Source organism: Algicella marina (assembly GCF_009931615.1).
GTDB classification, from domain to species: Bacteria; Pseudomonadota; Alphaproteobacteria; order Rhodobacterales; family Rhodobacteraceae; genus Algicella; species Algicella marina.
The window spans coordinates 222406-242182 of the sequence record NZ_CP046620.1 but is presented as its reverse complement, the minus strand read 5'-3'; the positions used below and the strand labels follow the sequence as shown (position 1 = coordinate 242182).

Genomic DNA, 19777 nt, shown 5'->3' with positions numbered 1-19777 from the left:
CGCAATCTGCTCTCTGGAGCTATGCCCGTTAGACGCCCCGCCACCACCGAAGACTGCCGTGCCATTGCGCAGATCTGGAACCGGATCATTCGTGAAACGGCGACCACCTTCACGACCGCGGAGAAAGCGGCGAAGGATATCCCCCTGACCAACACCCATGTTCTGGCAGACGGCGACACCGTCCTCGGCTTCACTACCCGTGCCCCGTTTCGCGCCGGGCCGGGCTACCTTCGCACGCATGAAATCACCATCTACCTCGCCGAAGGTGCAAGAGGCGGCGGCCTCGGCGTCGCGCTCCTTCGGCCGCTGGAAGAGGAGGCTCGAGAAGCGGGCATTCACAGCCTGATCGCCGGACTGGCCGGAAAGAATGCCCCCGCCCGCGCCTTCTTCCTCCGCCACGGCTTTATCGAGGTTGGCCTCATTCCCGAAGCAGGCTGGAAATTCGGTGACTGGCACGATCTGCGCCTCCTGCAGAAGCGGCTCTGAGATCGCACCGCACAAAAGTGCAAAACCCCACTGGCCCACCCTGCCGGAACCGAATAGCCTTCGCCCATGTCGATCTGGACCCGCATTCTCGAAGCCCTGAAGGCACTCGCTACCGGCGAGCACCTGTCGGAGATATTCGACCGTCTCCGCACCCCGCCGGAGCGTTCCATCGCCTTCACCATCGCGGTCATCTCTCTGGGTGCAAAGATGGCCAAGGCCGATGGTGCAGTAAGCCAGGCGGAGGTTGCGGCCTTCCGTGAAGTCTTCCACATCGCACGGGAGGACGAGGAAAGCGCAGCCCGCGTCTTCAACCTCGCCCGCCAGGATGTCGCCGGCTACGAATTCTATGCCGCCCGCATCGGCCAGATGTTCGCCGATGATCGCGAGGTTCTGGAAAACATCCTTGAGGGCCTGTTCCACATTTCCACCGCCGACGGTTTCTACCACGATGCCGAAAACGAGTTCCTGCGCACCGTTGCGGAGAAGCTGGGATTGACGGAAGCCTGTTTCCGCAAGATCCGCGCCCGCTACGTTCCCGATGCGGAACCGGACCCTTATACGGTCCTCGGCGTCCCTGCCGACGCGCCTCTTGATGAAATCCGCGGCGCATGGCGCGGCCTGATCCGCGAAACCCACCCCGATCGGCTGATCGCCCGCGGCCTGCCGGAAGAGGCGATCAAGCTTGCCACCAGGCGACTCGCCGCCATCAATGACGCGTGGGAAGAAATTCAGCGCACCCATCCCCGTCAGCCCGCCGCCTGATGCGCATTGCAACCTGGAACGTCTGCTGGTTCTCCGAACTGTTCGACCGCCACGACAACCTGTTGCTCGATGGCGAATGGTCGAAGGTATACAACGTCACCCGCAAGGAACAGGCCGAGGCAATTGCACGTGTTCTGCGGACCATTGATGCCGATCTCGTCCTCATCATCGAAGCCCCGAACACTGGCAAGAGCCAATCCACAAGCCGCGCCCTTTCCCGGTTCGCGGATACGTTCGACCTGCGCCAGAGCCACGCCCTGATCGGCTTCGAGAGCGAGACCCATCAGGAAATCGCCGCTCTCTACGATCCGGACAGCGTGGCAATCGAGCATGATCCGCAGGGCGGCATGGTGGGTCATGCCCCCCGGTTCGACCAGCGCTTCGAACTCGACACCGATGTCGATAGCGCCGCCGAAACCCATGTCTTCTCCAAGCCACCGCTCGAACTCGCCGCCGAAACCGCGCTCGGGCCACTCCGCCTTATCGGTGTTCATGCCAAGTCAAAGGCCCCGCGCGGCGCGCGCACGGAAGCCGAAGCCCAGACCATCTCCATCAGCAATCGCCGCAAGCAATTGGCTCAGTGCATCTGGCTGCGGCAGCGGGTGGACACACATCTGCGCGCCGGTGAAGACCTGATCGTACTCGGTGACTTCAACGACGGTCCCGGTCTCGACACATTCGAGAAACTCTTCGGGCGATCGGGCGTGGAGGTCGTGCTGGGCGGTGATGGGCAGGAACAATTGGTCGAGCCTTTCACCGGCCGCTGGCGCGAAGGCCTGCGCGGCGCAACCGCCGCAACCGCCCGTTTCTATGACCGTGAGGCGAAGCGCTACGTCAATACGTTGATAGACTTCATCATGCTCTCCCCTGCCCTTGCCGCGCGCACCGCGCCAGTCTGGCGCATCTGGCATCCGTTCGACGATCCGGAGTGCTTCGACACCCCGGCCCTGCAAAAGGCCCTCCTGCAGGCTTCGGATCATTTTCCCGTCACCGTCGATCTGTTGCCAACCCCGTGACATTCCCGGCCATCCACCCCATATTCAGGCCCATGAAACAGATCGCTCTTGCCGCCGTAGTCTCGCTCTCGCTCTCCCCCGCCCTCGCGCAGGAGACGGAGGAACCCCAGCCGTTCCTCGAGAAATGGGCGGAAGAGACGATGAAAGGCCTGATGAACGATATCGGCCCCGAGCTGGAAAAGATGATCGACGAACTCGGCCCCGAACTGGAAGGGCTATTCGCCGAATTGATTCCGCGTCTGCGCGACCTGACGGAGAAGCTCGGCGGCCTTGCCATGTACGAGTTGCCCGAAGTGCTGCCCAACGGCGATATCATCATCCGCCGCAAGCAGGATGCGCCCCCCGTAACCGTCGATCCCGAGACGAACGAACCCATCGAATTGTGAGAACCCGCATGCAAGATACCCGCACCTTCGACGCCAACGACGCCGCCTCCGGCCCCGATCTCGGCAACTTGCCGGAATGGGACCTGTCGGATCTCTACACCGGCGAGGACGCGCCCGAACTTCAGGCGGACATCGAATGGCTGGAGGCGGAATGCAGGGCCTTCGCGGATGACTACGAAAACAAACTCTCCACTCTCGATGCAGCCGGCATGCTGCGCGCTGTCCAGCGGTATGAGGCCATCGAAGGCAAGTCCGGCCGTGTGATGAGTTTCGCCGGCTTGCGTTACTATCAGAACACCACCGATTCCGCCCGCGCCAAGTTCTTCTCCGACATGCAGGCGAAGTTGACGGACATATCCACGCCCCTCGTTTTCTACAGCCTTGAGTTCAACCGGCTGGAGGATGACGCCCTCGCTACCCTGCTCGACGCCTCGACTGAACTCGCCCGCTACAAACCCGTGTTCGACCGCCTTCGGGCCATGAAGCCACACCAACTGTCCGACGAACTGGAAAAATTCCTGCACGATCAGTCAGTTGTGGGCGCCGCCGCCTGGAATCGCTTGTTCGATGAGACGATGGCCGGACTGACTTTCGACGTAGACGGCGAGTCCCTGCCACTCGAGGCCACTCTCAACCTTCTGACGGATCATGACCGCGACCGCCGCGAAGCCGGCGCCAAGGCGCTCGCCCGCGTTTTCACCGAACGCCTTCCGCTTTTCGCCCGCATCACCAACACGCTCGCCAAAGAAAAGTCGATAGAGGATCATTGGCGGAAGCTGCCGACACCACAGGCCGGCCGCCACCTCGCCAATCACGTGGAACCGGAGGTGGTGCAGGCCCTGCGTGACGCAGTCGTCGCCGCCTACCCAGACCTCAGTCACCGCTATTATGCACTCAAGGCCAAATGGCTTGGCCTTGAAAAGTTGGAGATCTGGGATCGGAATGCCCCGCTGCCGACCGAAGACAAGAAGGTTGTCGCCTGGCCGGAGGCGAAGAAGATCGTTCTCGACGCCTATGGTGACTTTGCCCCCAAAATGGCCGAGATCGCCGAACCATTCTTCGAAAAAGGGTGGATCGATGCCCCGGTGAAGGCAGGGAAAGCCCCCGGCGCCTTCGCCCACCCGACGGTGACGGACGTGCATCCCTACGTCATGCTCAACTACTTGGGCAAACAGCGCGACGTGATGACCCTTGCGCACGAGCTGGGACACGGCGTTCACCAGGTACTGGCCGCCGGCCAAGGCGAATTGTTGTCATCTACGCCCCTGACACTGGCCGAAACCGCCTCCGTTTTCGGCGAGATGCTCACCTTCCAGAAGCTGCTCGCCGCCACGACCGAACCGGCTCAGCGCAAGGCGCTGCTCGCTTCCAAGGTCGAGGACATGATCAACACAGTGGTTCGTCAGATCGCGTTCTACGATTTCGAATGCCGTGTGCACGCCGCGCGCGCCGAGGGTGAACTCACGCCCGATCAGATCAACGCAATCTGGATGGAGATCAGCCACGAATCCCTTGGGCCGGTGTTCAACTTCATGGACGGCTACGAGACGTTCTGGACCTACATACCCCACTTCATCCATTCGCCATTCTATGTCTACGCCTACGCCTTCGGCGACGGACTGGTAAACGCCCTCTACGCCGTCTACGCCGAAGGAACGCCGGGCTTTCAGGACAAGTATTTCGAGATGTTGAGGGCCGGTGGCTCCAAACATCACAAGGAGTTGCTCGCACCCTTTGGCCTCGACGCCTCCGATCCGAAATTCTGGGACAAGGGCATCGCTCTCATCTCTTCAATGATTTCCGAGCTTGAGGCGATGGAGGCCTGACGGGACGAATTCCGACGAAACCTGCATCCCGGCCAGGTCCGGCGATGCTCGCTCAAATTTTTGAAACGCCGCTTCGTTTCTCTTGCGTGGCGGTGTCCGCCGACCAAAGTGATGAGCAGAAACCGCGCAATGGCGGCGCGCAGACAACGGGAAAGAACGTTTGCAAGACGCTTTCAGAGCCTATGAATTGCTCGACATCCCCGTTCTGCTGATCGCCCGGCAGGAAGACGGTACGTGCCGCTGCCTCTCGGTCAACCCGGCCTGCACCGATATCACCGGCATCGCGGCAGGCGACGAACCCGGCGCGGAACTTGCCGCCCTCGCCGCTGAATGCACTGCGTCCTCTACGTCACTCAAGCGAACAATGGCTCTCCCCCTAGCGAACGGCACGCAACAGTTGGATGTCACCATCCGTCCGGCAGAGAGCCCGCTGCAAGCCCTGCTCGTTACGCTCCTGCCGGCGACAGCAACCGCGACCGCATTGAAATACCCGGAGTCAGAGAGATTCATCGCCCGCGCAGCGCATGACCTGCGCACACCGATGCGCAACGTCCAGAGTATTGCGGAAATGTTGCTCGAAACCCTGCCAGAGGAAGACGAAGACAACCGAAAACTAACTGAGATGCTGATGCGCATCGGCCAAAATGGCGGCAAGATGATTGACGAGATCATAGATTTTGTCACCCTCGCCAATCAGGAAGCCGTTGTCCGCACTCTCGAGTTGGACAATTTCGTCACGGCAAGGCTTCTCCAGCAGGATTCGGACTTCCGCCACTCTATTTCCGCGCCGCCGATACAGTTGGAATGTAACGAACCCGCGTTTTGCACCGTGATCGACAAGCTCATCGCCAATGCCTTGGTCGGCGCATCCGGCGGCAATGTGGTGATGATGCTGGAAGTTGAACAGCAACCCGACGGTCTTCTCGCCTTCCACTTCAGCGACAATTCCCGCAATCACGAGGCGATCGCCGCAATCTTGTCGGAGGATCGCACCGCCCTGTGGAATGCAGGGCTCGGGCTGGCTGTCATGCGCCGGATCATCCTTGCCTCTGGTGGCAGCCTTTCGGCCGGACCACCGGGCATACCCGGCGGCAACGCGCTGACGTTCAGGCTGCCGGGTCGCGTGTTGCGGTAACGTGTTTACATCACGATGATCTTCGCGCCATCCGGCACTCTGTTGTACAGGTCGATCACGTCCTGGTTCAACATCCGGAAACAGCCGGAAGATGCCCGCCGCCCGATACTGTTCGGCGTGTTGGTGCCATGCACCCGGATCAGCGTGTCGCGCCCGTTCTGATAAACATACAAAGCACGTGCCCCAAGCGGGTTCTTCGGACCGCCCGGCATCCCCTGTTCGAACTGGGCCAGTTCCGGTTGCCGCTCGATCATCTCCGGCGGCGGCGTCCAGCGCGGCCACTGTGCCCGACGGGAAATCACGCCCTCGCCGGTCCAGCCGAACCCTTCGCGTCCGATGGCTACTCCATATCGCAGCGCCCAGCCGTCGCCCTCCACTAGGTAGAGATGGAACCGCTTGGTATCGATGATCACCGTCCCCGGTGCCTCGTCGGTCCGATATCCCACCCTCTGGCGCAGCAGCGACGGATGAAAATTGACGACATCAACGGCTCGCAGCGCCCGGTTGCCATCCTGCCGGGCGGCATAATAGCTGACATCCGTAGGTTCCGCAGGGCGATCCTCCGGGGGCAGCATGTCCGGCGGCAGGCACCCAGCCACCAACAAAGCAACCAGCCCCAGAACGCTCGCACGCAACTTGATCAACACTGTAAGTCCTTCCACGATCAGACGCCCCGAACCGCACCCTAGCAAGAGTCGGTTCACCGGCCTAGCAACCAGACCCCAAGTTCCATTCAACCGTCGCGGCCCGGTGACAGGTGCCGGACACCAAAGTGAAAAATCTTTCTGGTGATCGACACTGCCGGGCGCAAAACACTACCGGTGCATCCGCCATACCATTGCGGTTCTGGCCGCCGGAAGGAGCGGAACTGTAGATCTGAGGGAGAAGATGCCCAGCTGGACAACACGGGCGTTTCGGTGCGCGCGTTCGATCTGCGCATTTGTATCCCAGGCAAATACGAGTGATTTCCCATCGAGTTCGCCACCCGCAGTACTGAAGTTACCGTCTGACAGGCATTCGTTTACAAATGCACCACTTCAGCTTCCGCGACGCAGGCTCCACCCGAACCGGGCCCTTGGAATGGACCGGCAACGGAAAACGCAAGGAAAAGAGCCGCCCCCGTGTTCTCAGGGGCGGCCCGGATTGCATCCAATGCAGCTTCGCTTCAGGCGCTCAGCGCCATGCCTTGTTCGCGAGCCATGGCCGTCATTGCCTTCTGCAGTTTCTCGAAGGCCCGAACCTCGATCTGGCGGATGCGCTCACGGCTGACATCGTAGACCTTGCTAAGGTCCTCCAGGGTCATCGGGTCGTCCTTCAGGCGCCGCTCCATCAGTACGTGACGTTCGCGCTCATTCAGTTCGCCCATGGCCGCTTCCATCATTGCCCGACGTGATTCAAGTTCGTCCTGCTCTGCATAAGCGGAGGCCTGATCGGCATCCTCGTCCTGCAGCCAGTCCTGCCACTCGGCAGCCCCTTCGCCATCGGTCTTGATCTGGGCGTTCAGAGAAGCATCGCCACCGGAGAGACGTCGGTTCATGGAGACGACTTCATCCTCGGTCACATTCAGTTCCGTGGCGATACGCGCCACGTTTTCCGGACGCAGGTCGCCTTCCTCCAGCGCGCCGATCTTGTTCTTTGCCTTGCGGAGGTTGAAGAACAACTTTTTCTGCGCGGCCGTCGTGCCCATTTTTACAAGGCTCCATGACCGCAGGATATACTCCTGAATCGAAGCGCGGATCCACCACATCGCATAGGTCGCCAGCCGGAAACCCTTTTCCGGGTCGAAGCGTTTGACCGCCTGCATCAGGCCGACATTGGCCTCTGAAACAACTTCTGCAGTCGGCAGGCCGTAGCCGCGATATCCCATCGCGATCTTCGCCGCCAGTCGCAAGTGAGACGTCACCAGCTGGTGGGCGGCGTCCTTGTCTTCATGATCCACCCACGCCTTCGCCAGCATGTACTCCTGCTCCGGCTCGAGCATCGGGAATTTGCGGATCTCCTGCATGTACCGGGACAGCCCCTGTTCGGGCGACGGCGCAGGAAGGTTTGTATAGCTCATCTGATCCCTGTCCTTAATCTGCTCACGGGAAGTAAGCACTGCTTACACGGGTTTCAAGAGGGTCGCGGATGAAACAGCTAACCTTACGGCATGGGTGCGCGCAATGCCGTTAACAAAAGGTTGATATCTTCGGGATTTCCGGCGCTGAACCGCAGTCGCTCACGTGTTTCGGGGTGGATGAATCCCAGGGTCGCCGCGTGCAGTGCCTGCCGCGGAAACCCCCGCAAGGCTGCTACCGCCGCTTCTGGCAATGCCCCCCGGGCCACGGCTCGCGGGCGGCCGTAAACCGGATCGCCGACCAGCGCATGGCCGACATGGGCCATGTGCACCCTGATCTGGTGGGTGCGCCCGGTTTCAAGCCAACAGCGCACCCTCGCGGCCACCGGCTTCTCATCGGAGCCAAAAGCCTCCTCCACCGCCACCCGCGTCACGGCCCTGCGGCCACCCGAAGCGACCACCGCCATGCGCTTGCGATCTGCACGGTGGCGGTCGATCGCCCCTTCGATCCGCACCGCACCCGGCTCGAAACTTACACCCGGCAGTCCCGCAAGCCGCGGATCCATCGGCGAAGGCGCTCCCCAACACAGCGCGAGGTACTCCCGCTCCACGTCATGGGCGGCGAACTGCGCTGCCAGCCCCTGATGCGCGGCATCGGTCTTTGCCACCACCAACAGGCCCGAGGTTTCCTTGTCTATCCTATGCACGATCCCCGGCCGCCGTGCGCCCCCGATGCCCGAAAGGCTGTCGCCGCAATGGTGAAGCAGCGCCTGCACCAGCGTGCCGGTCTCCGCCCCCGGGGCCGGATGCACCACCATCCCGGCAGGTTTGTTGACGACGATCAGTTCATCATCCTCGTAGGCGATGTCGAGCGGTATGTTCTCTCCCGCCAGTGCCATCTCCCGCGCCTCCGGCACGGCCACGCGAAACACCGTGCCCGCCGTGACCTTCGCCTTGGCGTCCAGCATCACACCCTCCGGTCCGGCAACGGCCCCCTCGGCGATCAGGGCCTGCAACCGCGACCGGCTGAGTACACTGCCCTCTGGCAGAGCCGCCGCCAAAGCCTTATCAAGCCTCAGAGGCGCGCCATCAGGTACGGTGAGAAGGAGAGGTTCGGTCATGGAAGAGCACGATACGGCACCCTCCGGGCCGGAGCCAGCCCCCCTGCGGCGCCTGCGGCTGCTCGTCACTGTCCTGACACTGACGATGATCGTCGGCATGCTGACGATTACGGGCCTGCTCGCATGGCGCCTCTCCACCGCCGGTCAGGCGGAGTTGCAGCCCGGCCCCACGCTGCCGGAGAACCTGCCCCTGCCATCCGGCGAAACCCTCATCAGCTATACCCAAAGCCCCGATTACACCGTGCTCATCACCCGCGATGCGGACGGACAGGAAAGGCTGCACCTGCTTACGAAGGACAACGGCGAAATCAGCGAAACCTTGGTTCTACAGCGCTGAAGCTGCGCCGCCGCAAGGAAAGCACCCATGATCACGATGCTACCCCCGGATTTCGATCTTCTGCATGGCCTCGCCATCGCCGCGCTGTTCGCCGCGTGGTTTTCCTATTCCGGCATCCTCAAGCTGATCGCCCGCGGTTCGCTCAACGAGCAGCTTTCGATGGTTCGGACGGACTGGCTCGCGACAGGCCATACCCGCAACCAGCGGCCCTACGATGCCATCCTGATCGGCCATATCGTCAACGCCATCGCCTTCTTTGGCTCCGCCACCCTGATCGTCCTCGCCGGCATCATCTCGCTGCTGGCCAATGTCCGCACGCTCTATGACACGATCGTCGATCTCGCCATCGCCACACCGCCCAGCTTCGAGCTCTTTGTGGTGCATATTGCCGTGCTCGGTCTGACGCTCACCATCGCCTTCTTTTCGTTCACCTACGCATTGCGCAAGCTGATCTATGTGCTGGCGTTGATCGGCGCCATCCCGGAAGGTCCGCTTGACGAGGCGGCGGAAAGCCAGCGAACGTTGATGATCGCCAATGCCTCCATCGTGCTGACCGAGGCGCTGAAGACCTTCAACTTCGGCATCCGCGGCTACTATTATTTCGTCGCCGCCCTCGGACTCTTCATCTCACCCTGGCTCAGCGCCGGGCTGACACTGCTGATGACCTCGATCCTGATCTACCGCCAGGTCGCCACACGCACCGCCCGCGCCATCCAGGCCTACGTCACCGCCGCCAATGCCTGCCATGGCCGCACGAAGTAGCAAATCTCGTGCCCTGACATTCGTTGCGGTTTCAGCTAAATCAATCAACTAAACCCACGGCTCAGATTCATCTCTCAGGACCTGCCCATAGATGTTTTTACGATGCCATTTTAGGTTTTCGGGATGCGGCAAATCCCGAGGATCATCCGGCTTCAGAATTTTTCCATCCGCCGGAAGCAAACGATCAATAACGTCCTTTGGAACCTTATTCTTCGAAATCAGAATTGTCTCGCAGTCTTCAGCTATCGAAATTAAGCCTCGATCAAACATCCAGTGCAAAGTACCAGAAAGAGCCAGGCCATTGCGGACAGAGTCACTGCCGTCATTCTCAACCGGCCTGATGTGGGCAGCCTGAACCTCTGGTCTCCCTCCGCCATTACGAAGTTCCAATCCTGACAACGCGCAACGATAACCATAAGCCTGCCGAACCTTTCTGCGAAATGCCACATCACGATACGGCCTTCGGGTCAGACGCTCCAAAACAGGCCTTTGAAACGGCTCTGCGCCCTCATCAAAACTCGTCGCTGTGTCATATTTAGCTGCCTCAAGCTGCTCCAAATTTTGTGGAAGCCCGATATCAATAATCCGTGCAAAATCCACCTCAGACAACCTGCGAACAGCTCGTTGAACTACGCCACCTTTTTTGGGCGTGCCATCTGGCTCAGTCAGCGCAAGCTCCAACGGTCGCCCACTCATTAACCGCGGAACTTCCTGGTCAAATGGCAAAAAGCTTCTTGGCTCAATAAGCGCGAGATAGCGTCCTTCGGCTCCCGGCTTCTCAATTACCTTAAAAACTTTTGCAACAGCAAAGTACCCCCGCGGACCGGCCTTTACCGGCTCGTAGTAAATCACCCAATCCCCAACGGCTTCCTCCATCGTTTTCAGATATGTGCGAGGGAAATCATAAACTTGGTCCGGCACATCATCATAGATTGAGTCGGCTTTGTGCATGAGGACGAGTTTCACCATGCCTAATTGGAAATGCTTGGCAAAAACATTGCAACAAATTTTGCTTTTGGATTCATAAAACGGTGCGAAGCATTCGAACAATGTGCGTCATGCTTTATCCAAACCGCTAACCCTTGCTCCCACCCCCAATCCGCCGATACTAACCCCCATGAGTCTCCCGCCCGGTTTCCTCGACGATCTCCGCACCCGCACCTCGATCGCCCAGATCGTGGGCCGGAAGGTCACTTGGGACAGCCGCAAGTCGAATCCCGGCAAGGGCGACTACTGGGCGCCATGCCCGTTCCACACCGAAAAGACGGCTTCCTTCCATGTCGAGGACAAGAAGGGTTTCTACTATTGCTTCGGCTGCCACGCCAAGGGCGACGCCCTCACCTTCATCCGCGAGACGGAAAACGTCGGTTTCATGGAGGCGGTGGAAATCCTGGCCCGCGAAGCCGGGGTCCAGATGCCGGCCCGCGATCCGCAAGCTGCTCGCCGGGCCGAGGAACGCAAGGGACTGGCGGAGATCATGGAACTGGCCGTCCAGTTCTATCGTCTGCAACTCAACACCGCCAACGCCGAAGAGGCCCGCGCCTATCTGGACCGCCGCGGCCTGAAGCCGGAAACCCGAGACCGCTTCGAGATCGGCTTCGCCCCCGATGGCCGCAACGCGCTGTTTGAACATCTGAGGGCCAAGGGCATCACTGCGGAGGAAATGGACCTTGCCGGCCTCTGCGCCACCCCCGAGGATGGCGGCCAGCCCTATGACCGCTTCCGCCATCGCATCATCTTCCCCATCCGCGATGCCCAGGGCCGGGCCATCGCCCTCGGCGGTCGTGCGATGGACCCCAATGCTCGTGCCAAGTACCTCAATTCGCCAGAGACGCCACTATTCGACAAGGGGCGCGCGCTCTACAATCATGCCCCGGCGCGGGAGGCGTCGGGCAAGTCCGGGCAGTTGATCGTCGCCGAGGGCTACATGGATGTGATCGCCCTCTCCCAGGTTGGAATCGGCCATGTGGTCGCGCCGCTCGGCACCGCGATCACCGAGGATCAGCTGGCGCTGATGTGGCGCATCGCCGATGAACCCGTCATTGCCCTCGACGGCGACAAGGCCGGCCTCCGCGCCGCCATGCGCCTTGTCGATCTTGCCCTGCCACTGCTCGCCCCCGGCAAATCCCTGCGCTTTGTCCTTCTGCCGGAGGGGTTGGACCCGGACGATCTCGTGCGGTCGCAGGGTCGTGGCGCGATGGACAAACTGGTCGAAGACGCCCAGCCGATGGTCCGCCTGCTCTGGCAAAAGGAAACCGAGGGCCGGGTTTTCGACAGCCCCGAACGCCGCGCCGCGCTCGACACCAGCCTCCGCCAGACCCTTGGTCGTATCGCCGACACCGGCCTGCGCCGTCACTACGAAGACGCCATCCGCGAAATGCGTCGCGACCTCTTCCGCCCAACGCGCCAGAAAGGTGGCGGAGGCGGCTTCCAGAAGTGGAACCCGCGCAACCGCCCTCCCGAAGGCCCCGCGCAGTCGACCCGCGCGTCGCTGCTCGCCCAGCGCGGCGCAGCAGCGGACGTGGAAGCTCGCGTGCGCGAGAGTCTGATCCTCATCGCATGTCTCAACCATCCCGCACTGATCGAACGCTTTGAGGACCGGCTGGAATTCCTGCCGTTTCTCTGTCCCGATCTCGACGAGATTCGCCGCGCACTCTTGCAAGTGGCGATGCAAACCCTACCTGACGCGGCGGAGGCGATCTCGGCCCGGCTCGGGTTCGACGTGCAGGAACGGCTCTCCGCAATGGCCCACGGCCGGATCACGCGCAACATCCGCTCCGGCGCGGATATCGAGGATACGGCTCTGGAACTGGAGGAAGTGATAGCCCGCCACCGCGCCCTGATAGGCCACGCGGAGGAATTGCGCGACGCGGAACAGGAAGCCACAGGCGTCGCCAGCGACGGGTTGCTCTGGCGCATCCAGCAAGCGGGAGAGGCCCGCGCAAGCGTCGACCGCAAACCATTCGGCGACAGCGATGCCGGCGACGAGGAAACGGAAGACCTGCGCGCGAAGCTGCAGGCGATGATCGACAGCAAGGTATGGTTAAAGAGCCCTAAATAGAATCAGGCTACACCCGCCAAAGTAAAAAAAGAATCACATTGCGAATCAGTGATTCGTCAGAGACATTCGACAAACCCTGAAAACGGGCCTTTTCACGGGCCCAGCAGTCAGTTGGAGCAGTAGATGGCCGCGAAAGACAACGACCAGGTCAAGACGGACGAGAAGGACGAGGGCGCAGGCCACATGCTCGACATGAGCCAGGCCGCCGTCAAGAAGATGATCGCTCAGGCGAAAGCCCGCGGTTACATCACCTATGACGAGCTCAACGAAGTCATGCCGTCTGACCAGGTTTCGTCCGAGCAGATCGAGGACGTGATGGCCATGCTCTCGGAGATGGGCATCAACGTCATCGAGGCCGAGGAAGCCGACGAGGACGCCCAGCCCATCACATCGACGGAACTCGTGGAGGGCGCTTCCAAGTCCCGCGAACTTGCGACCACCTCGGCTTCCAACGAAACGCTCGACCGTACCGACGACCCGGTGCGCATGTACCTGCGCGAGATGGGCTCGGTGGAGCTGTTGTCCCGCGAGGGTGAGATCGCCATCGCCAAACGCATTGAGGCCGGCCGCAACACGATGATCGCGGGCCTCTGCGAAAGCCCTCTGACCTTCCAGGCCATTACCATCTGGCGCGACGAACTTCTCGAAGAGGAGGTCATGCTGCGCGACGTGATCGACCTGGAGACGACCTTCGGCGCCTCCATGGACGAAGATGGCGAAGACGAAGCGGTGATTCCGGCGGCCAACACTGGCACCGCCCCTGCCACCGCCAACGAAGCTCCCGTAAAATCCGAAGCTTCGGAGAGCGAGGGCGAAGAAGGCGAAACCCGTGCCACCGACGACGACGAGGATGACGAGGACGAACAGGCCAACCTGTCACTCGCGGCGATGGAGGCCAGCCTGAAGCCGCAGGTGCTCGAAACACTTGACGGCATCGCCAACGATTACGCCCGCCTCGCCGCGATGCAGGACAGCCGCATGTCCGCCGCACTGAACGAGGATGAGAGCTTCTCGTCCATGCAGGAACTCGACTATCAGCGCCTGCGCGCGGAAATCGTTCAGGAAGTGAACTCGCTTCACCTCCACAACAACCGCATCGAGGCGCTGGTCGATCAGCTCTACGGCATCAACCGCAAGATCATGAGCCTCGATGGCGCGATGGTGAAGCTGGCTGACAGCGCCCGCATCAGCCGCCGCGACTTCATTGACGAATACAAGGGCTCGGAGCTGGATCCGAGCTGGCTTGACCGCATAGCCGATAATGATGGCCGCGGCTGGGACGTGCTTACAGACAAGCTTCGCCCGCAGGTGGAGGATATCCGTGCCGAGATGGCAGAGGTCGGCCAATACGTCGGCGTCGACATCTCCGAGTTCCGTCGCATCGTCAATCAGGTCCAGAAGGGCGAAAAGGAAGCCCGCCTCGCCAAGAAGGAAATGGTCGAGGCCAACCTCCGCCTCGTGATCTCCATCGCCAAGAAATACACCAACCGCGGTCTGCAGTTCCTCGATCTCATCCAGGAAGGCAACATCGGCCTGATGAAGGCCGTCGACAAGTTCGAATACCGCCGCGGCTACAAGTTTTCCACCTACGCCACATGGTGGATCCGTCAGGCGATCACGCGCTCCATCGCCGATCAGGCCCGCACGATCCGCATCCCTGTGCACATGATCGAGACCATCAACAAACTGGTGCGCACTGGCCGCCAGATGCTCCACGAGATCGGCCGCGAACCGACGCCGGAGGAACTGGCCGAGAAGCTGCAGATGCCGCTGGAGAAGGTCCGCAAGGTGATGAAGATCGCCAAGGAACCGATCTCTTTGGAAACGCCCATCGGCGACGAGGAAGACAGCCAACTCGGCGATTTCATCGAGGACAAAAACGCCGTCCTGCCGCTCGACAGCGCGATTCAGGGCAACCTGAAGGAAACCACAACGCGGGTGCTCGCATCGCTGACCCCCCGCGAAGAACGCGTCCTGCGCATGCGCTTCGGCATCGGCATGAACACCGACCACACGCTGGAAGAAGTCGGCCAGCAGTTCTCGGTGACACGCGAACGCATCCGCCAGATCGAGGCAAAGGCGCTGCGCAAGCTAAAACACCCGAGCCGGAGCCGGAAGCTGCGGAGTTTCCTGGATCAGTGAACAAGCTGGCCACCATCGAAGACCTCGAGAGTCTGGGGTTTGTCGGTGGGGTATCTGTTCGTACACTCAGAGATAGGTCAGGCGTCGTTCCACGGGAACCGGGTGTTTATTGCGTTGCAGCTCCATCCGATCTTGAACCGAGATGGCTGCAGATAGGCACCGGAGGTTTCTTTAAAGGCAAAGACCCAAATGTTGGTCTCCTGGAGTTGGAGCGCAATTGGGTTCGGACAAGTCTGCTTCTCTATTTTGGACGCGCATCTGCGGGCAAGGCCAACCAGCGCGGCCTCAAAAAGCGAACGAATGAGTTAGTGAGGTTCGGAATGGGCGAAGCTGTAGGACATTGGGGTGGCAGACTGCTCTGGCAAATCGAACAGAGCGATACACTACTGCTCTTCTGGAAAACTTCCGAAGAGCCCGAAGTCGAGAAGGCACGTTTGATTGAAGCATTCTTAGGAGCTCACGGGTCAAAACCTTTCGCTGTGCTTTAAAACGATCTGTACCGTAGGGAAGGATAAAAACCCCCAGTCCTACGTGCACGCAAAGCACAAGCCACGCCAGCGTCGCCCCGCGAGGTGGCGCTCGCACCCACAGCTCACCGCACTCTATCCCTGCCACATCGCTCAACATCCGTTCAAAGCGCGACCACCAGCCAAAGTGCCGCGCCGTCCGGGCGGGTCGGCGCTGGCGCGGCGGCTCCGATCTTCTTTCCGCGCCGTTGGGCGGAGATCGAACCTCCCATTTCCGTTGTCAGGCAAAAATCCTTAGCATCAGTGGCCTGCCCACCTCCCTCAGCACCCCAATCGCCCGCAAGGCTGGCGGGCGGGCCGGTGAGGGACGCAGTCCCGAACCCGGGGCGGCCAGAAGCCGCGCCCGCACCACTTGATCGTCCCCTGAAACCCCGTATCCTCAGGGTATACGCTCCGCCCGGAGGCACCATGGCGTTTGACAGCACCAACCCTTTTCGCAACCGCCCGCGCGCCCTTGCCCGCCTGCCACGCCTGATCCGGTTCTACATCTTTCATTCCGCCATGGGGTTCACCGCCGCGGCGCTCTTCACCACTCTCATCCTCGTCACCGATACCGCCGGACTCGGCCATCTCGTCTCCAGCGTCCATGGCGGCTGGCTGGCCGCCGTGGTCTTCTTCGTGCTCAACGGCATCGTCTTCGCCGGTGTCCAGACCGCCATCGCCGTCATGGCTCTACCCGACCGGTGATGCCCACGCCCGTCACCGGCCTCTCTGCCGATCTCCGCCGGACCCTTGCCAACAATGACCTGATCGTCTTTGACGGCAACTGCGTCCTTTGCTCACGCTTCTTCCGCTTCATCCTCCGTCACGACAGGCAACAGCGCTTCCGCTTCGCCACTGCACAAGGACAACTGGGCCAACGCCTCTACAGCGAACTCGGCCTTCCCCTGGATGATTTCGAGACCAATCTCGTCCTCACCGGCGGTCAGATTCACCAGAATCTGGATGCCTTCGCCGCCGCAATGACCGCGCTCGGCTGGCCCTGGCGAGCGCTAGGCCTCCTTCGCCACCTGCCGGGGCTGGTCAAGGCTCCCCTCTACCACCTCGTCGCCCGCAACCGCTACCGCATCTTCGGTCGCCGCAGCACCTGCCTCGTGCCCGAGCCGTCTCTGCGCGCCCGCTTCATGGACACCGTATGAGCCCCTTCGCCGCCGCCCTCGGTCCGGCCTTCACCCGCCTTCCCCCAGCCCTGCGTGCCTTCCACGCCGGGCCGTCTCCACGCAGCTTCAGCGGCACCGCCACGCTCACCCACGGCCGTGGTCTCCTCGCCGCACTCGCCATCCGGCTCGGCGGCTTCCCGCCCGCCGGTACAACCCGGTTGCGCGTCACTGTCGAGGAAACCGAAACCGGAGAACACTGGCACCGAGAGTTTGGCACGCACCGCCTGTCCTCGCGGCTCGCCTTCAAAGACCGGATCGTCGAGAGGCTCGGCCCGTCCACCCTGCACCTGCTCCCGACGTTCGCGGACGACACCCTCCACATAGTCATAACCCGCCTCACCCTGCTAGGCCTGCCGATGCCCGGCGCATTGACGCCGCGCAGCAGTTCCCGCGAATGGCAGGCACCGGATGGCAGCTTCGCCTTCGACATTGCCGCCGCCCTGCCCGGAACCGGCCTTCTCGTTCGCTACACCGGCACCCTGACCCCGGAGACACTTCCATGATCACCATCGAAACCAACGGACCGGGTTTCTACGATTTCACGCGACAGGCCGCGGCCCATGCCGAGGGCGACGGAGTTCTGACGCTCTTTGTCCGCCATACGTCCTGCTCGTTGCTGATCCAGGAAAACGCCGATCCGGACGTACAGACGGATCTGCTCAACTGGCTCCAGCGCTTCATCCCTCCGGCCGATGATCCTTCGTTCGCCTATTTGCGCCACACCACCGAAGGCCCCGATGACATGCCGGCCCACATCAAGGCGGCGCTGCTGCCGACTTCCCTCCAGATCCCGGTCCGCAATGGTCGCCTCATGCTCGGCACGTGGCAGGGTATCTATCTCGTGGAGCATCGCACGCGCCCGCATCGCCGCAATGTTGCACTGCATCTAAGCAGATAAACCTATTTTCACTCATTTTATTGACATCACTCGCGCTTCGAGGCAGAGACATTACGCAGGTGCAGCATTTTGCACGCACAGTCTCGCAGTTAGTGGAGTATTCCTCATGGCAAACATCCCCTATGGCCTTGAATCGAACGGCGCTTTTCCCGCACCCGGCGTGAAATCCAACACCGCAGCACCCGATTCCCGCCCCTCACCCGTCGCCTATGCGCTCGCCTTCCTGATGAGCTGGCGCCAGCACCCCGCGCTCTCGGGAGCGTTCTCCAGCCACGCCGCCTGAGGTCTGCGCGGCGCAGCACCCACGCGGTACCAGCAGGCCCGCGGGCACTCTCCCGCCAAAGCGTGATGCAACGGCAACGCCCCATATCGTGGGGCGCACAAGCCCTCTACTCAAATTGTAGCGACGCCCCTATAGTGGTTGAGGTAATAATCCTGAACGACACGAGGTACCGGGGATGCGCTGCCCATTTTGTGGAAATGTCGACACACAGGTGAAAGATTCGCGCCCTGCCGAGGATCACGTCGCCATCCGCCGCCGCCGTTTCTGCCCCGCCTGCGCCGGCCGCTTCACCACCTACGAGCGGGTTCAGCTCCGCGATCTCGTCGTCATCAAGAAGAACCAGAAACGCGAGCCGTTTGATCGCGACAAGCTGGAACGCTCCATCCGCATCGCGCTTCAGAAACGTCCGATAGAGCCGGAGCGCGTTGACCAGATGATCTCCGGCATTGTCCGCCGGCTGGAAAGCCTCGGCGACGCCGACATCCCCTCCGACAAGATCGGCGAGATCGTCATGGAAACACTGGCCCGCATCGACACCGTTGCCTACGTCAGGTTTGCGAGCGTCTACAAGAATTTCCAGGCAGCCGACGATTTCGAGGATTTCGTCTCCGAACTGCGCCCACCGGAGCCCGGCCCCGAAGAACCCGCCTGATCCGATGGACCACGCCGACTGGATGCACCACGCCCTCGCACTCGCGCGTCAGGGCCTCGGGCGGACATGGCCCAACCCTACCGTCGGCTGCGTTCTGGTGAAGGATGGCCGGATGCTTGCCTCCGCCCGCACCGCCGATGGCGGCCGGCCCCACGCGGAGCCACAGGCGCTGGCCGATGCCGGCGCTGAAGCTCGTGGCGCCACCGCCTACATAACGCTTGAGCCCTGCGCCCACCACGGCCACACGCCGCCCTGCGCCGATGCCCTCGTCGCCGCCGGCATCAAACGCGCCCATGTCGCCCTCCGGGATCCCGACCCGCGCACCGCCGGTGCCGGCATTGCCCGGATGCAGGCCGCCGGGATCGAGGTCCAGACCGGCCTTCTTGCCAGGCAGGCAGCCACAGTGAACGCCGGTTTCCTCACCCGCATCCACCGTCGACGCCCCTTCGTCACCCTGAAACTGGCAACAACTGTCGACGGCCGCATCGCCATGGCCTCCGGCGAAAGCCGCTGGATCACCGGCCCGATGGCCCGCATCTATGCCCATCACCTTCGCGCCACCCATGATGCCGTCCTCATCGGCGCGGGTACGGCGCTGGCCGACGATCCGCGCCTCGATATTCGCCATCTCGGCCACGTCCCGCCCCTGCCCGTCCGCATCGTCCTGTCGTCGAAACTGGCGCTACCCGCCGACAGCCACCTCGCCCGCACCGCGCGTCAACAACCGCTCTGGTGTCTGTGCGGGCCAAGGGCGGAAAGCGCGGAACTCGCGGCCCTCGGCGCGGAAATCATTCCGGTGCCGGAGGCCGTACCGGGCAAGTTGAACCTGACAGACGCGCTGGAGGCGCTGGCGGAAAAGGGGCTGACCCGTATTCTCTGCGAAGGTGGTGGCCAATTGGCGGCGGCGCTGCTGGCCGAAGGCCTGATTGACGAGATCGTCTGGATAACCGCCGGCAAGGCCATCGGCGGCACCGGTCTCCCCGCCTTAGGCGCCCTACCCTTCGCAAGGCTGGAGGAGGCACCGGACTTGGAACATATCGAGACCCGCCCTCTCGGCTCTGATATCATGAGCGTCTGGCGCCCCCGGAACGGCCTGCTGGCTCATATGTCCACCGCCTGACCGCGCGCAGTATTCACGCCGTTGGCCAGTCCTCGAGCGACCGACCG

22 protein-coding genes are annotated in these 19777 nt (G+C 61.9%); 18 read left to right on the top strand and 4 right to left on the bottom strand.

Going from position 1 to position 19777, the window contains the following annotated elements:
• The first annotated feature begins 21 nt into the window (after positions 1–21).
• The 6 genes from GO499_RS01310 to GO499_RS01285 all read left to right on the top strand — a co-directional run bounded on the left by GO499_RS01310 (position 22) and on the right by GO499_RS01285 (position 5611).
• Complete coding sequence (locus GO499_RS01310; protein WP_161860484.1) at positions 22–486, top strand: GNAT family N-acetyltransferase; 465 nt, start codon at positions 22–24, stop codon at positions 484–486.
• Positions 487–552: 66 nt separating this feature from the next.
• Positions 553–1248, top strand: coding sequence for a molecular chaperone DjiA (locus tag GO499_RS01305; protein WP_161860483.1), 696 nt, complete (start codon positions 553–555; stop codon positions 1246–1248).
• Positions 1248–2264 carry an endonuclease/exonuclease/phosphatase family protein gene (locus GO499_RS01300; protein WP_161860482.1) on the top strand — a complete coding sequence of 339 codons (1017 nt, stop codon included), beginning with the start codon at positions 1248–1250 and terminating at the stop codon, positions 2262–2264. The genes GO499_RS01305 and GO499_RS01300 overlap by 1 nt, the downstream gene beginning before the upstream one ends.
• Positions 2265–2296: 32 nt before the next feature.
• Entirely contained in the window at positions 2297–2650 is a 354-nt protein-coding gene (locus GO499_RS01295; protein WP_161860481.1) for a hypothetical protein, read from the top strand.
• Positions 2651–2658: 8 nt separating this feature from the next.
• Positions 2659–4476 (top strand): M3 family oligoendopeptidase, encoded by a 1818-nt coding sequence (locus GO499_RS01290; RefSeq protein ID WP_161860480.1) that lies wholly within the window; start codon positions 2659–2661, stop codon positions 4474–4476.
• 160 nt (positions 4477–4636) lie between these two features.
• Positions 4637–5611: a sensor histidine kinase gene (locus GO499_RS01285; RefSeq protein WP_161860479.1), complete on the top strand. Its 975-nt coding sequence runs from the start codon at positions 4637–4639 to the stop codon at positions 5609–5611.
• 5 nt (positions 5612–5616) lie between these two features.
• Here the strand turns inward: GO499_RS01285 and GO499_RS01280 are convergent, their stop codons facing one another.
• The 3 genes from GO499_RS01280 to GO499_RS01270 all read right to left on the bottom strand — a co-directional run bounded on the left by GO499_RS01280 (position 5617) and on the right by GO499_RS01270 (position 8788).
• Positions 5617–6273, bottom strand: coding sequence for a L,D-transpeptidase (locus tag GO499_RS01280; protein WP_284154854.1), 657 nt, complete (start codon positions 6271–6273; stop codon positions 5617–5619).
• A 503-nt stretch (positions 6274–6776) separates the two neighbouring features.
• Positions 6777–7670: an RNA polymerase sigma factor RpoH gene (rpoH, locus tag GO499_RS01275; protein WP_161860478.1), complete on the bottom strand. Its 894-nt coding sequence runs from the start codon at positions 7668–7670 to the stop codon at positions 6777–6779.
• An 83-nt stretch (positions 7671–7753) separates the two neighbouring features.
• Positions 7754–8788, bottom strand: a complete 1035-nt coding sequence (locus GO499_RS01270) for an RluA family pseudouridine synthase (RefSeq protein WP_161860477.1) — start codon at positions 8786–8788, stop codon at positions 7754–7756.
• On the opposite strand from GO499_RS01270, the gene GO499_RS19610 reads away from it, so the two are divergent.
• Both GO499_RS19610 and GO499_RS01265 read left to right on the top strand, forming a co-directional pair.
• Positions 8787–9125: a DUF6476 family protein gene (locus GO499_RS19610; RefSeq protein ID WP_284154853.1), complete on the top strand. Its 339-nt coding sequence runs from the start codon at positions 8787–8789 to the stop codon at positions 9123–9125. The genes GO499_RS01270 and GO499_RS19610 overlap by 2 nt on opposite strands.
• Before the next feature lie 27 nt (positions 9126–9152).
• Complete coding sequence (locus GO499_RS01265; protein ID WP_161860476.1) at positions 9153–9887, top strand: DUF599 domain-containing protein; 735 nt, start codon at positions 9153–9155, stop codon at positions 9885–9887.
• 48 nt (positions 9888–9935) lie between these two features.
• Here GO499_RS01265 and GO499_RS01260 read toward each other — a convergent pair whose 3' ends face one another.
• Positions 9936–10937, bottom strand: a complete 1002-nt coding sequence (locus GO499_RS01260) for an HNH endonuclease (protein ID WP_284154852.1) — start codon at positions 10935–10937, stop codon at positions 9936–9938.
• Between the two features lie 67 nt (positions 10938–11004).
• On the opposite strand from GO499_RS01260, the gene dnaG reads away from it, so the two are divergent.
• From dnaG to ribD, 10 genes are all read left to right on the top strand, one after another.
• Positions 11005–12948, top strand: coding sequence for a DNA primase (gene dnaG, locus GO499_RS01255; RefSeq protein ID WP_161860475.1), 1944 nt, complete (start codon positions 11005–11007; stop codon positions 12946–12948).
• 123 nt (positions 12949–13071) lie between these two features.
• Positions 13072–15090 (top strand): RNA polymerase sigma factor RpoD, encoded by a 2019-nt coding sequence (rpoD, locus tag GO499_RS01250; RefSeq protein ID WP_161860474.1) that lies wholly within the window; start codon positions 13072–13074, stop codon positions 15088–15090.
• Complete coding sequence (locus GO499_RS01245) at positions 15087–15578, top strand: hypothetical protein (RefSeq protein ID WP_161860473.1); 492 nt, start codon at positions 15087–15089, stop codon at positions 15576–15578. The genes rpoD and GO499_RS01245 overlap by 4 nt, the downstream gene beginning before the upstream one ends.
• A gap of 447 nt (positions 15579–16025) precedes the next feature.
• Entirely contained in the window at positions 16026–16304 is a 279-nt protein-coding gene (locus tag GO499_RS01240) for a hypothetical protein (protein ID WP_161860472.1), read from the top strand.
• Positions 16304–16756 carry a thiol-disulfide oxidoreductase DCC family protein gene (locus GO499_RS01235; RefSeq protein WP_161860471.1) on the top strand — a complete coding sequence of 151 codons (453 nt, stop codon included), beginning with the start codon at positions 16304–16306 and terminating at the stop codon, positions 16754–16756. Before GO499_RS01240 ends, GO499_RS01235 begins: the two co-directional genes overlap by 1 nt.
• Entirely contained in the window at positions 16753–17280 is a 528-nt protein-coding gene (locus GO499_RS01230) for a DUF4166 domain-containing protein (protein ID WP_161860470.1), read from the top strand. Before GO499_RS01235 ends, GO499_RS01230 begins: the two co-directional genes overlap by 4 nt.
• The gene (locus GO499_RS01225; protein ID WP_161860469.1) at positions 17277–17675 is read left to right on the top strand and encodes a secondary thiamine-phosphate synthase enzyme YjbQ; all 399 of its coding nucleotides are present in this window, start codon (positions 17277–17279) and stop codon (positions 17673–17675) included. Before GO499_RS01230 ends, GO499_RS01225 begins: the two co-directional genes overlap by 4 nt.
• 106 nt (positions 17676–17781) lie before the next feature.
• Complete coding sequence (locus GO499_RS01220; RefSeq protein WP_161860468.1) at positions 17782–17958, top strand: hypothetical protein; 177 nt, start codon at positions 17782–17784, stop codon at positions 17956–17958.
• A gap of 175 nt (positions 17959–18133) precedes the next feature.
• Complete coding sequence (gene nrdR / locus GO499_RS01215) at positions 18134–18610, top strand: transcriptional regulator NrdR (protein ID WP_161860467.1); 477 nt, start codon at positions 18134–18136, stop codon at positions 18608–18610.
• Between the two features lie 4 nt (positions 18611–18614).
• Positions 18615–19730, top strand: coding sequence for a bifunctional diaminohydroxyphosphoribosylaminopyrimidine deaminase/5-amino-6-(5-phosphoribosylamino)uracil reductase RibD (ribD, locus tag GO499_RS01210; RefSeq protein WP_161860466.1), 1116 nt, complete (start codon positions 18615–18617; stop codon positions 19728–19730).
• The last annotated feature ends 47 nt before the right edge of the window (positions 19731–19777 follow it).